This is a genomic window from Mesopusillimonas faecipullorum (assembly GCF_020539505.1).
GTDB lineage: Bacteria > Pseudomonadota > Gammaproteobacteria > Burkholderiales > Burkholderiaceae_B > Mesopusillimonas > Mesopusillimonas faecipullorum.
In genome coordinates, this window is sequence record NZ_JACDXW010000001.1 from 225119 (window position 1) to 238689 (window position 13571).

Annotated in this window: 12 protein-coding genes; 5 read left to right on the forward strand and 7 right to left on the reverse strand. The window is 55.8% G+C overall.

The genetic code is table 11. From position 1 onward, the window contains the following. The first annotated feature begins 84 nt into the window (after window positions 1–84). Complete coding sequence (locus H0484_RS01040; protein WP_226952581.1) at window positions 85–1596, forward strand: IS5 family transposase; 1512 nt, start codon at window positions 85–87, stop codon at window positions 1594–1596. A gap of 369 nt (window positions 1597–1965) precedes the next feature. Here the strand turns inward: H0484_RS01040 and H0484_RS01045 are convergent, their stop codons facing one another. Next, window positions 1966–3072, reverse strand: a complete 1107-nt coding sequence (locus tag H0484_RS01045) for a linear amide C-N hydrolase (protein ID WP_226952582.1) — start codon at window positions 3070–3072, stop codon at window positions 1966–1968. A gap of 339 nt (window positions 3073–3411) precedes the next feature. On the opposite strand from H0484_RS01045, the gene H0484_RS01050 reads away from it, so the two are divergent. Further along, window positions 3412–4023, forward strand: coding sequence for a hypothetical protein (locus H0484_RS01050; protein ID WP_226952584.1), 612 nt, complete (start codon window positions 3412–3414; stop codon window positions 4021–4023). A 22-nt stretch (window positions 4024–4045) separates the two neighbouring features. On the opposite strand, the gene H0484_RS01055 is transcribed toward H0484_RS01050, so the two are convergent. After that, on the reverse strand, window positions 4046–4468 hold the full coding sequence (locus H0484_RS01055; protein WP_255644202.1) for an FUSC family protein: 423 nt from the start codon (window positions 4466–4468) through the stop codon (window positions 4046–4048). After that, complete coding sequence (locus H0484_RS01060; RefSeq protein ID WP_226952588.1) at window positions 4416–5201, reverse strand: DODA-type extradiol aromatic ring-opening family dioxygenase; 786 nt, start codon at window positions 5199–5201, stop codon at window positions 4416–4418. Before H0484_RS01060 ends, H0484_RS01055 begins: the two co-directional genes overlap by 53 nt. A gap of 102 nt (window positions 5202–5303) precedes the next feature. Here H0484_RS01060 and H0484_RS01065 point away from each other — a divergent pair, with 102 nt between their 5' ends. Continuing rightward, the gene (locus H0484_RS01065) at window positions 5304–6188 is read left to right on the forward strand and encodes a LysR family transcriptional regulator (protein WP_226952590.1); all 885 of its coding nucleotides are present in this window, start codon (window positions 5304–5306) and stop codon (window positions 6186–6188) included. Between the two features lie 10 nt (window positions 6189–6198). Here the strand turns inward: H0484_RS01065 and H0484_RS01070 are convergent, their stop codons facing one another. From H0484_RS01070 to H0484_RS01085, 4 genes are all read right to left on the reverse strand, one after another. After that, window positions 6199–7125 carry a DMT family transporter gene (locus tag H0484_RS01070; RefSeq protein WP_226952591.1) on the reverse strand — a complete coding sequence of 309 codons (927 nt, stop codon included), beginning with the start codon at window positions 7123–7125 and terminating at the stop codon, window positions 6199–6201. A gap of 107 nt (window positions 7126–7232) precedes the next feature. Continuing rightward, window positions 7233–9443, reverse strand: coding sequence for a TonB-dependent receptor (locus tag H0484_RS01075; protein WP_390624808.1), 2211 nt, complete (start codon window positions 9441–9443; stop codon window positions 7233–7235). A 137-nt stretch (window positions 9444–9580) separates the two neighbouring features. Continuing rightward, a complete protein-coding gene (locus H0484_RS01080) occupies window positions 9581–10951 on the reverse strand; it encodes an ATP-binding protein (protein WP_226952593.1) in 1371 nt (456 codons plus the stop codon). A gap of 16 nt (window positions 10952–10967) precedes the next feature. Continuing rightward, window positions 10968–11708: a response regulator gene (locus tag H0484_RS01085; RefSeq protein WP_226952594.1), complete on the reverse strand. Its 741-nt coding sequence runs from the start codon at window positions 11706–11708 to the stop codon at window positions 10968–10970. A 352-nt stretch (window positions 11709–12060) separates the two neighbouring features. On the opposite strand from H0484_RS01085, the gene H0484_RS01090 reads away from it, so the two are divergent. Together H0484_RS01090 and H0484_RS01095 are read left to right on the forward strand one after the other, a co-directional pair. After that, the gene (locus H0484_RS01090) at window positions 12061–13209 is read left to right on the forward strand and encodes a transglutaminase-like domain-containing protein (protein WP_226952595.1); all 1149 of its coding nucleotides are present in this window, start codon (window positions 12061–12063) and stop codon (window positions 13207–13209) included. Continuing rightward, window positions 13181–13555: a hypothetical protein gene (locus tag H0484_RS01095; RefSeq protein ID WP_226952596.1), complete on the forward strand. Its 375-nt coding sequence runs from the start codon at window positions 13181–13183 to the stop codon at window positions 13553–13555. Before H0484_RS01090 ends, H0484_RS01095 begins: the two co-directional genes overlap by 29 nt. The last annotated feature ends 16 nt before the right edge of the window (window positions 13556–13571 follow it).

A 13571-nucleotide genomic window follows, 5' to 3' on the forward strand; every position in this document is an offset into this window, starting at 1 on the left:
ACACTGATGATTGGGGCAATTTCCGATACCCAGAACTCCCGGTTTGTTGTTCAATATAGGCTGTTTTCTGGGAGTTTGATTGCAATGTTTGCCTGCCCTGCCACCGATGATTTTTTCCGTGCTCGCATTGATCAAATGATTGACCTGCGTCATCCGTTGGCGGTGCTGTCCTCACGTATGCCATGGCAAGAACTCGAAGCTCGTGTAGCTCATCTGTTCGTTCGCAAGGCCCACGAAGGTATGGCGATGCCGGACCTGGATTTGTTTGGTGAGAAGCCGCAACGCCAGAGCTCGCACAGCATTGCAGGGCGCCCACGTGTGCCGTTGCGGATCATGATCTCATTGCTGTATTTGAAGCATGCGTTCAACGAATCCGATGAGGGCGTGGTGGCGCGATGGGCAGATACGCCCCGTTGGCAGTTTTTCTCGGGTCAAAGTTACTACGAGGATCGCGTTCCCTGTGACGCCACTACGCTGGTGAAGTTTCGCAAGTTATTGGGCGAAGAAGGGGTTGAAGAACTGCTGGCGCAAACGATCAATGTGGCCGTCGAACTTAAGCTGATCAAGCCCCAGGAACTGAGCCGGGTGATTGTGGACAGCACCGTGCAGGAGAAGGCGATTGCGCATCCAACGGACAGCCGCTTGCTGGAGACGGCACGCAGCAAACTGGTGGACGCCGCCAAAGCGGCGGGCATTTCGCTCAAGCAAACCTTTGCCAAGGAAGGTGCACAACTGAGTCGCCAGGCCGGGCGTTATGCCCATGCCCGCCAGTTCAAACGCATGCGCCGCGCCCTTAAACGTCAACGAACCATTGTGGGCCGCCTGTCGCGCGAAGTGGACCGTAAAGCCAACGTACTGGGTCAGTCCGTACGTTCTGCGCTGGATGAGGTTTTGAACAAGGCACAGCGCATCGCCGCTCAGAGCGCCCAGCGCAAGGGCCTCAAGGGTCAACCCAAGCTGTATGCCTGGCACGCCCCGGAAGTGGACTGTATCAGCAAGGGCAAGGCCCGCCGGCCGTATGAGTTTGGCGTAAAGGTGGGCATTGCCAGCACATTCAAGGGCAATTTGATCGTCGGTGCGCGTGCATTTCACCGTAATCCGTACGATGGGCACACACTCAATGAGCAGTTGGAACAGGCGACGATCCTGATGCAAGACAGTGCGCAAGAAGCCCCGAGCACAGTCTTTGTGGACCTGGGTTACCGGGGCGTGGATGCCGATAATCCGCAGGTGCGCATTGTGCATCGGGGCAAGCCCAAACGGCTGACGGCGCTGGAACGACAGCAGCTCAAACGCCGGCAAGCCATTGAACCGATCATCGGTCATTTAAAAACAGATCACCGCATGGACCGGTGCCCGTTAAAAGGCGAAGGCGGTGACCGGCTACATGCGGTGTTGTGTGCTGCGGGCTACAACATCAAGTGGTTGTTGCGCATGATCGCCAAGAAGGGGGTACCCTTCTTGCATGCACTTTTTTTGCGCCTGAAAAAAGGCAGCCTTCAGAACGAGTTTCTGGCGGTATTGGCTTGGTTGGGGAATGCTGACCGGTTAAGCCGTCGTCGCAGTGCCTGGCAAAGACCGTTGTTGACGGCATAACACGGCGTGTGGAACAACCGTTTTCGGCCAAAATGAATAAATCAGGGGCGACTACTTCAGCAATCGCCGAGTCGACCAGCGGAAGCAAGAAGCTGAGGGTACGCAAGGAGGTGCCACTACAACCATCAATCAAACGGGGCTAGGATTAGCCATTGCGAAGCGCGTTTGCATCATGCAATCCTGGGACCTGGAAGTAGCATCGCCAGCAAGTGAAGGGAAAGGCACCCGCTTCTCCCTGGTTTTCCGTCGAGAGGTATAGGCGTTCTATTTTCCCTCTATAAACCAAGCGAGGCGTAACGAATAAACCCAATGGCGCCTCGTTCCCAGACTAGAAGAAGATCTAGCCGCTCTCTAATTGCAGTGCCCAAGTCATAGCGTCCCAGAGGGCGCGAACAAAGCGCTTACATTAGCCGTCGAAGGCGTGATCTGCCTCATGGGAACTGCGAAAAAATCGCTTGCACCCGCCAGCTTATTGAGGTCAATGCAAGCGTAGTTCATTCCGCCACTGTCGCGCAGCAAAAAGAGCCGGCGATCAAGGTCGGTCAGGCTAGTCCAGCTCGTGAACTCAGTGGGGACAGTTTTAAGCGCATGGCCTTCAACATGAAGATGCGCACTGCCCAGCTCTGGCGGGTCAATGGCAATCCCGCGCGGTCGATCGAAATTGTTCATGATATGCGCGACCATCTGCACCGCCTTGTCGGGCTCGGTCTGCTTCTCGGCAAAATTTGCATAGTAGACAGCGCGAATGAATCTATCGACGGAAGTGTCGGTTCCTGGCAGGCCCGCCTTGGCTATGCCCGACCCAGGCTGGGCTGCGTCATAGTCCATAAAACGCGCCTTCGAGCGATCGACATTCGAGAGGAAGGTGTAGTTATCCAGATTGGTAAGATGCCAGGAAAACTGGGGGGCATTGGTCATGACGCCAACGGGGTTGTCATAAACCGTGCGCACGCCACGATGGAACTCAATAACAAGGCTGGCGCCGGTCGTATCGTGCACCGCGTAATGGAACGGCATCTCTAGGCCGCCAAGGATAGGCACGGGCTCAAGTACGATCTGAAGATTGGTCAACGCTTCCTTGAGCTCGGCAACACTTGAAAATTGGCCAAGCACAAAGGCGCCAAGGTCGACGGCTGATATCGCAGCGCGCGCTGTGTCGAACGACTCCTGCGGCCCACTGGCCTGAGAATAAGACTGCACACTGAAGGTAAGCCCTGCGTCGTTTAACCCCTCGATGACTTTAAGATCCGCCGAGCCTGCAACTGCGCCGACTGCGGGCGGTGCGGCAGGCATGGTTACCGCGATGGCGGCGTGTCGCATTGTCCAGCTTGTGGAGGGATGCCCTTGGACCACCGACGAGAGCTCTGTTTCCTTAGGAAAAAACGCGACCTGATAAGGCAGCTCTAGGCTGAGTTCGAGAGTACGACCTAGATAAGCCCGGTTACTGGCGTCCCGATAGAGTAGCGATGTGCACATAAAATGAAGTAGGTTTCGATTTGATCCGACACAGTGTTCCTCATAACGTGGTCAAACACAAGATGGATCTGCTGAGTGGGGCCAAGTTTTACTTGCCATGCATCGTATTGGCGTTTTGAGGGCAACCCTTTGTTTTGCATCTAGGAATGTCTGTGTCTCATGTTGGCGCCGCCATAGATGTAAAAAGTGCTCACGCACTCAGGCCTCACCACTGCCCGTACAAGACCCTGATAAACTGTCGCCACACGCGCAACGAACGCCAGCGTCAGGCTCAGACTTCGGTTTGGGCCTTTTCTTCGTGCGCCGCTTCTTAATTGTGCAATCAAGGAAAAACGGGCAATGGATGTCGTACTTATCCTGCTAGTTGTCATCGTGGCATGGCATATGCTGCGCGTACGTTATCAGCGTACGCATATTGCCTTGCTAGGCAAGCATCTGAGCAAGCTTCAGCTTGAGCGCCATATGGAAACGCTGACGCAGGGCTATACACGCGCTATCCACGAGAAGGAAGCATCGCGCCAGCTTCAAGTGCTTGAAACTTTTGCCCAGACCGAGCGCGCGGTAGCCGCGCAGTTAGCGACGCTGGCGCAAGACATGCAAAAAGAAAACGACGCCGACACCCGTATGGGCACACTGGCATTTTGTCTGCCTTACGCAGAACGCTTTCTTCCTTCGGTGACACGAGACTTTCGCAAGTTGCTGCATATTCATGCCACTGGCTTACGCCATGTCGTAGACAATGAAGCTGGTTGGGAAGCCAAAGAGCGCGCCTTTCACCTTTCGGCTGAACTGTATTTGCTGCAACACAGCTGCCATTGGTTTTGTAAATCTCGAACCGTAGCCGATGCAAGGCTGGCCATGCGGCATCAGGTCCAGCACCAAAAGGTGCTGGAATCGGTGTCTGATACGACCCGTTCCGCGTATGTGCGGTGGCTGCAGGAGGCTGCCTAAGCGCAGGCTATTTTGAGGCGGCTTAACGCGCTCGCGAACCATGGTGCAGCGCCAGCGTACGCCTTTCCTTCATCCTTGACAGCAGGACTGCGATCAACATACCCACAATCGCGCCCAGCACCGTGTCGACGACGCGTTCAGCCACCATAGCCATACCCGCCGCAGTGGGCACAGCCAGGTAGGTCATTAACAAGGCCATGGGGGTAATCAGCACTTGGCCAAGGGCATAGTTGATGCCTATCACTATCTCGGTCAGAAACTGCAGCGCCACCAGAACGGTCACTATGGACCAGATGGAGGGGTTCTGCACCAGCAATACCCAAGCCAATGCGGCTCCCAATACGGTGCCGGCCATACGCTGCACGGCACGGTGCATATTGATGTGCAGTTGACTAGCCTGAAGTACCGCCACCGCCCCCATGGCCGCCCAAGCGGGATGAGACATACCCAGGGCATCGCTGATGAACACCACAAGCAGTGCAGCCACCGCTACGCGCACGGCCATCAAGAACAGATCCAAGGTGGGTAATAGCGGCGCTGAGCCAGGCATCGAACGCTGCGGAAACCGGGGTATAGCGTGGGTCGCCATAGCCCCGCATATTGTGAAAGCTCATACCGCTGCCCACAATCAGTACGCCTTCATCGCGCAGGCTGGCCAACGCCCGACCGGCCCGGATATGGGCGGCAGGATCCAGGTCAGCACGCAGCGAAAGCTGTACCACCGGTATCTCGGCCTTGGGAAACACCAACTTAAGCGGAATGAACACACCGTGGTCAAAGCCGCGCTTGGGGTCTACTCCTGCCGCCACTCCCTCTTGCGTCAACAATGTAGCAATATGCTGGGCCAGCGCCGGCTCACCAGGCGCCGGGTAGGTCAGTTGATAGGTGTGTGCAGGAAAACCGCCGTAGTCGTAGATCAGTGAGGGCTTAGGGTTGCCTGTGACGCAAAAATCCGGCTCCAGCCAATGCCCCGAGATGAGCACAATGGCGCGGGGCGTAGCGGGTAAGGTGTGTGCAATGCCTTTTAGAAAAGCCGCCATGCGATCCCAAGTATGGGCTGGGCTCCAGTCCATAAAGAAACAAGACCCCGCACCATGAGGAATGAAGAGAACGGGCATGCGTACGCTGCCTGGGGAAGCGGCCACATGACTGGTATGAGAAGGGTTCGTTGTATTCATGTTTATTATTATCATCTCTACCAATCAGTTATAGAACCCACCAATATCAAGCAACACTTAACACTATTGGTGTTAGACTGGCTTATGGATAGAGTCACCAGCATGCGCGTCTTTGTTCAGGCCGCCACCGACGGCAGCCTGTCTGCGGCTGCACGCCATCTAGGTATGTCACCTGCCATGGCCACCAAGCACGTCAATGCACTGGAAGCACGGCTGGGCGTGAAATTGTTTCACCGCACCACCAGGCAACTCGCACTCACCGAAGCAGGTAGCAACTACCTTGCCGCCTGCCAGCGCATCTTGCCCGAAATAGACGAAGCAGAAGCCGCTGCCACTTCGCAACGCTTGAAAGCTACCGGTTTGCTAAGAATGAACGTGCCGCATTCCTTCGGGCGCAGTTTTCTGGCGCCACTGTTACCGGCATTCAGCCGCCTTCACCCCGAAGTCGTGGTCGAACTGGGCTTAAGCGATGCCGAGCTAGACATTATTGCGGGCAACTGGGATATGGCCGTGCGCATTGGGCGCCTTGCCGACAGCCCCTTGCAGGCGCGGCGATTGGGTGAGAGCCCCATGCGGGTCTGCGCCTCGCCGCATTACCTGGACCAACGCGGTATTCCCAGGCGGGTAAGCGAACTCATACAGCACAATTGCTTAAGCTATACGCTTACCAGCACGCAAAACCGTGAATACTGGGCATTTGGGGTCAACGGTGAAATACGGGTTCCGGTTCAAGGCAACCTCTTGGCCAATAACGGGGACGCCTTGCTAGAGGCGGCCATTCGGGGCCAGGGCATCATCTATCAGCCGGATTTCATCGTCGCGGCAGCGCTGGCAAGCGGCAAGCTGATGCCACTAGAGCTGGACAAACACGTGGTGGACATCGGCGGCATACATGTCCTGTATCCGCCCGACAGACGCCCACCCGCCAAGGTCAGGGTCATGATCGACTACTTGGTACAGAGCTTCGACGCCACCAAAAAGCCATGAGGCGGCCTGTTTAAGAAGGCGCCTGCTTGCTTTTACCACGGTACTCGGCAAAGGCGATTCCCAACAGAATCATGACCAGCCCAAGGAAGTGGTACACCTGAAAGGCTTCCCCCAATACCAGTATGGCCAACAGCGCCCCCCACACGGGTAGCAGGTTGATGAACAAGCTTGCCCGGTTTGCGCCTATGAGTTCCACCGAACGTATATAAAACACTTGGCTCAGCAACGAAGGGAAAATAACAATGTAGGCAATCGCTATCCAGCCACGGCTATCGGGAAGCAACATCTTGCCCTGAGCCGCCTCTATCGCCAGCATGGGGAGCGCGGAAAGTGTCGCGCCCAAGCACAGCACAAACATCAGGCTGACCCAATGTATCTGGGGTTTACTGCGTAAAGCGGCGGTATAAATACCGTAGGCCAGCACGGCCACGAACATCAAGGCATCGCCAAAATTGATGTCCAGGGCCAGCAGGTTGGCAAACTCGCCTCGCACGGCAATCACCATGACGCCCACGAAGGAAACCGCAAAGCCCAAGGCCTGGGCCCAACGTACGCGACTGGAAAAAAGCAGGAAACTGGCGCCGAATACGAATAGCGGCGTGCTTCCTTGCAATATGCTGGCGTTGATAGCGCTGGTGTAAACCAAGGCGTAGTAAAGCGCTACGCTGAAAACGGTGAACCCCAAGGTGCCCTGCAGTAACAGGTAGCCCATCCGGCTACGAATGGCAGGCCAGTCGGTCGCAATGTGCCGCCGGCCAAACACGAAAAGCAGAACCAGCAAAGTCAGCCAACGAACGCTGACCAGAATCATCGGCGATGCATGACCGACGGCCCATTTACCTGCGATGGAGTTTCCACCCCAAAACAATGTCGTCAGTGCCAGTAGTACGTAAGCTTTGTAGATGGCAATCCCCTGAACCCAAGATATAGGCTGCATTTTCGGCGCTTGCCCTAAGCTGCGCGCCTTTATGAAGCCGCCATTTTAGTTCGGTTCCCCGGCTTCGGCATGTGCGTGAAGCCGGGTAGGTATGCCTAAGCCTGCAATCAGTACGACAGATTGAGGTTCAGAATGGCGCTACGCCCAGGAGCGACGCTGACGTAGTGCGCAGCATAGGCCTTGTCGTAATAGGTTTTGTTAGCCAAATTCAGAACATTCAACTGCGCGGTCAGGTTCTTGTTGAAGCGATATGACGCCATGGCATCGAAACGCCAGTACGAGGGAATCTTCAACTTATTAGCGGCATCACCATACTGGCTATCAACAAAGTATGCCCCCGCCCCGAAAGTAAACTCGGGCGTGACCTGATACGTGGACCAAAAGCTGAAACTATTACGAGGCGTGTTCGGGAACCGGTTGCCATCGTTCTGGGTGTTTTTGCCGTTTTCCTTCAGTTTGCTATCCAAGAAGGTATAACCGCCAAACACGTACCATTTGGGCGTCAAAGCGCCCGTGATGCCCAGTTCGAACCCGTCTACCTGTTTCTTACCCGCCATGGCGTAGTCGTTATTGGCCAAGGTGACGCGCGCGTTGGTGGTTTCCGTGCGGAATACCGCCGCTGTCAGGCTCAAGCGCTCATCAAACAGATCCCACTTGGTACCTAATTCCAGCGTTCTGTTCTTTTCAGGCGCCATATCTGCCGCATTGACGCCTACGCCGCCGCGGCCCGGGGTTAGCGATTGCTCTTCTGAGCCCTCACCCAAGGTAGCGTTGGCCGGTGTGGAGGACGTGGCATACGACACGTAGATGCTGCCGTTCTCAACAGGTTTGTAAACCAGACCCAATTGATAATTGACCAAGGTGTCATCGCGGTCGATCTCGGTCGAGCCATTGGCAGGCGTGTTCGTGAACGTCGTGGAATAGTCATCGACGCGAACGCCCAGCCCGGCTTGCCATTGCTTGCTGAACTCTATGGTGTCGAACACATAGATGGACTTCGTCGTGGTTTTCGACCTTGTCAGCGCGCCGGTGGGATCGCCAGTACCCGTGTTCACCCAGGGGTCGTTGGGATCGGGGTCGTAAAGACTGGTGCAGTTGTAGCCAGACGCCGCGCCGGGGCCAGCCAGACACGCATTGTTGGCGCCGCTACCCGAGCCACGCTGGATACCCAGACTGTCTTTCTTGCCCTTTTCTTGCGAGAACTCCATACCTACGTTAAAGCTGTGCTTGAGCGAACCCGTTTGTGCCTTGCCTACCAATTCGGTCAGGTTGGCAATGGTATGAACCGAACTGTCTCGGGTATTGGCACGACGCCAGACCAGGCCATTGGCCACGTTGCCTTGCGAATCATCGGGTTGAGTCCAGACGTATTTCTGGTCGGCGTGGGTGTAGCGCGTCGTGTTGCGCAAGGTAAGGTTGTCGTTGAAGTCATGTTCGACACCCAAGGTGGCAAGATCGCTGTTCGTCTTGCGAAAATCGCTGGTCAAGCCATAGAAATTATTGCGATCCACGTCAACAGGCCCAGACACATCCAGACGCGGCCATTGATAAGGAAGACCGCTATCGGGAATGTCGTCGGTAGACATGCGGTAGTAGCTTAGGGTGACGCGAGTAGGCGTACCGAGCCCGAAACTGAAGCTGGGTGCAACCCCCCAACGCTTGTTGCGCACTGTGTCGCGGCCTGCCACATCAGCCTTATGCCACATGCCATTCAAACGGAACGCGGAGGTTTCGGAAAGCTGCCAGTTCCCATCTATGGTGCCGCGATAGTATTTGTCAGTGCCTATGCCCAAGGTGCCACGAGTAAAGTTGTCCAACTTGGGGGTCTTGCTGATCAGGTTGATACTGCCGCCGGCACCACCACGCCCGCCATAAGCACCGTCTGAACCCTTGATCACCTCTACCTGTTCCAGGTTGAAGATCTCACGCGAAGTGGCACCGATGTCACGCATGCCGTCTACGAAGGTACTGGCTTGGGCGTCGAAACCACGGATAAAGGGACGATCGCCCAAGGGGTTGCCGCCTTCGCCGGAACCAAACGTAATGCCCGGGGTGTTGCGCAGCACATCGGTCAGCGAAGAAGCCGCTTGTTCCTGCATAAGCTGCTCAGGAATGATCTGCACCGATTTCGGGGTGTCGAGCAAGGGCGCTGTGAATTTCTGCGAGGCAGACTCCTTAACATCGTAAGGCGTCTCGGCCGTACCACGAACCTGCACCGGTGACAGTTCGGACACGGCGCCAGAAGAATTGGTCTGGGCAAGGGCCGACCCGATGAATAAAGAAGGCGTAACTAAAGCCATGGCTAGGCTGTTATACATACGCGAGGCGCCGCTGCGCGGCGGCTGGACGAACTGTTCAGGCACGATGAATCTCTCGTAAAGTGGGATAACAAACAAATAGGAATGATTGCTATTTGTTGTTGTGGAAATTTGCCGGATTGTGGCAATTTGTGGCGTCAGCTAGGGAGCTCGATGACGGCACTTAATCCAGCTGTATCGCGATTACGCAACACAATGTCGCCCCCATGCGCGCGCACGCATGAGTGGGCAATGGTCAGCCCCAAACCTGCCCCGCCAGTGCTTGGCGAGCGGGACGGATCCAGTCTGACGAAGGGTTCGAAAACGTGTTTGAGTTGATCAGGATCTATCCCTGGCCCTTGATCCAGAACTTCTATCTGAAGGCGGTGCCCGACAGCCCGCAGGTGTACGTCTACCGCCCCATAACGAGCGGCATTATCAACTAGATTGTTCAGCGCCCGTTTCAGGTGCACAGGCCTGCATCGATACAGAAAGCCCTCCTCCAATTGAGACTGAAAACTAAGCACCCTACCCAGAACACGCTGCTCCTCTACCACTTCGGCGACCAACTGGTTCAGTGGCACCTCTTGCGTGGGTTCTTGCAAGGCATCGTCTTTGGCGAAATTCAAGGTTTCTTCCAGCATGACCCGCATTTCGTCCAAGGTGCGCACCATGGCCACACGCAGTGATTCATCTTCCACAAATTCGGCGCGTATACGCAAAGAGGTCAGCGGCGTACGCAAGTCGTGACCTATGGCAGCCAGCATCTGGGTACGCCCTTTGACGATGCGGCCCAGACTCTCTTGCATATCGTTAAAAGCTTGCGTGATTTCGCGTACGCCGTCCGGCCCCACCGCAGGCGCCAGCATCACGGTTTCTCCCCGACTGACACGGCGGGCCGCCTGAGTCAGCATCCTAAGGGGACTCATGATGCGACGCCCAAAAATAAGCGCCATCAATATGGCGGGAATCATGCCCACCAATAAAGAAAACCTCAGCACCTGCCCCCAATGTGCAGGCATGGGCGTAGGCCAATGGCTACCCATCAATATCTGACCATCAGGAAGCGCCACCTCGATATCCAGTCGCCAGGCGCGCCGCCCGCCCAATATTCTCTCTAGCCAGTTGCGCACGTCCTGCACTTCTTGACTGGCTGGTATCTGCTGAAGCTGCACGTGCACCGGCCATTGCACGGGAAGGTGCAACATGCCGCGCAAAGATTCGGCGATATCGCTTTCCTTCTCGTCCATGATGGGCCAATGCAAAGGTGCATGGCTTTGCCCCACCTGAAAAACGGAATCATGCAGACTGATCCGACTCAGCAACTCATCCTTGTTGTCATCGTCGGCCACCAATTGATAGGCGGATGCGGTACGACTGACAATTTTGTGCGCAGACATGGGATGAATGGTGGTGTGATCCACACGCCACCAAGACATCATGAATACAGCGACTCCGTGAGCCGTGAGCAGAGCCAATATCCATACCACTAGCAACTGCCCGAACATGCTGCGGGGAAACAGCCTCATGGAGGATTCCTGATTTTTAGGCGGCTTTGGTTTTTTTAATACTGCCGGTAAGCATGTAGCCGTCGCCGCGCACGGTCTTGATCATGCGGGGCTGTCGGGTGTCGACTTCCAGCTTCTTGCGTAAGCGGCTGATCTGGCTGTCTATGCTTCGATCAAAAGAAATCGCGCCATGCTTCTGGGTGAGGTCCAACAGTTGCTCTCGGCTAAGAACCCGGTTGGCGTTTTCGACCAATGCTCGCAAAAGATGAAACTCGGCCGTACTGATGCCTACGATTTTCCCGCTGGGGTCGCGCAGTTCACGCGTGTCTACATAGAAACACCAGCCATTGAAAAGGTAAGCATGAAAACTTGTCCCCGAGCCATCGTCGGCATCGACATCCATCTGAGTCGCGCTGCGCCTAAGCACACTGCGTATTCTGGCCACCAGTTCCCGCGGGTCGAAAGGCTTGACGATGTAGTCGTCAGCCCCGATTTCCAAACCCGCTACGCGGTCGGCTTGCTCGGTGACTGCCGTCAAAAGAATCACGGGTATGCCGTGATGCTCGGACACATAACGGCACAAAGACAAGCCATTTTCGCCGGGCAACATAATATCCAGCACAATCAGGCTGAAGCCTCGCTCGCGCAACCTCTGCCTCATTGCCTTACCATCTTCCACGGCTTCCACATAGAAGTCGAATTTGCTCAGGTAAGCAGACAGAGGGTCACGTATGCTTTGGTGATCGTCAACGATAAGAATGCTGGGGGAAATATCCATAGCGGAATTAAACAAGAATCATTCTTGGAATTTTACTCGCATCAGGTAGATTCCATCTTCAGGACGCCCGATTTGTTTCGCTCTTCCCCGGGCTCGGGAGCTCATATAAAATGAATTCAGTCTGGTGGCTGCCCTTCATTGTCTAAGTGCCATGCCGTATTGGCCACACTTAGATGCTGAGCTAGCCAGGTGCCTACTCGATTGCACAGTTTCATCCTGCGCATATTCACTGGCCCTGACCTTTCCTATCAATCGATCCTGCCTAGTCGCAGCGTGATCCGGTTGTTCTTTCAACCGGCGTGCTTGCATCGGCTCGACTGTGTACGGGTCTCTTCGCTAAGGAATAGCCAGCATGGACAGACGTTCATTCATGATCAATTCGGCCTTATTGACCACAGCCGCCTCTTTGGCCCCCACACTGGTGCAGGCTCAGGCCAGCGTGGTTCCTGCTCAGGCCACCAGCGCCCCGCGTTCTCGGCGCTTTTTATTAAAGCAAACCTATGCGCTTAAAGCACCGCAAGGCTCAAAGGGTGCCATGCTGTTGTGGGTGCCGGTACCTGAAGATGCGGCCCCTTTTCAGCACTTGCGCCAACTACGCTGGTCGGGCGACGCCCAAGACACCTACCTGAACAGCGACAACGCCTACGGCGCCAAAACGCTGGTCGCCCGCTGGGACGACTGCACCAAGCCCATGCACCTTAACGTGGATATGCTGATCGAAACCCACGACTGGGAACCCGGCAAGCTAGGGCTGCTGAACGCTTATCAGCCGCCGGCGGCCATACACTACCCGCCTGAAGTCGCCCGCTTTCTGGAATCCAGCCGCCATATTCAAACCGACGGCATCGTCAAAGAATATGCAGATCGCATCATTGGCCGCGAAACCAACCCGCTCAAGCAGGCACGCCTTATTTACGACTGGGTATCGGCCAACATGGAACGCGACAATAGCGTCATCGGTTGCGGCGTCGGCGACGTAGGAAAAATCCTTACCAGCGGCAAGCTTCTGGGAAAATGTACAGACATGAGTTCGGTTTTTGTCGCGCTGGCGCGCGCAGCCGGCATACCCGCTCGCGAAATGTTCGGCATTCGTCTGGGCCGGCCAGGCGTGCTCGAGCCCTACTCCAAAACGGCTTTCGGTTCCGCCGATGCCCAAGGGGTCTCCAACGTTACAGGCGGGCAGCACTGCCGTGCACAGTTCTACCTGGCGGGTTTTGGCTGGGTGCCCTGCGACCCCGCCGACGTCACCAAGATGCGCCTGACCGAAAAGAAAAAACACGAAGACGCCGACGTTCAAGCGGTCAACGACTACCTTTTCGGCAACTGGGATATGAACTGGGTAGGCTTCAATTACGGTCGCGACTTCCTGCTCAATCCTGCTCCCGAAATGGGCCCGCTGAATAACTTTGGCTACCCTTACGCCGAAGCCGACGGCGACCCGCTGGATTACTACGACGCAGCAACCTTCGTCTATGAGTACCTCTCTCAGGAACAAAGCTGATACGACTGCGCCCCACTCCTCTCGTTTACATTGGGGTTTGGGCGCAGCCTTTTTGTCGGCCTTGGCTGCCGGGCTGTGTTGTGCGGCCCCATTGGTTTACTTGCTTTTTGGCGTGTCGGCTGCCGCACTTTCGGGCCTTAACGGCCTAGCTTGGCTGCAGCTGCCCATGGGGCTTATAGCGCTTACCTGCCTAGGCGTCGTTTTCTTTAGGCTCTATATTTCCAAGCGCCCACTGTGCGCTGGACGCGTGTCGCGCCCGTGGCTAGTCATCGGTTTTTGGCTGGTTGCCTTATGGGTGCTGGCTTTGCTCTCGTACCCTTTTATATTGCCGTGGTTGCTGGAATAAGCGCATGCGCAAACTA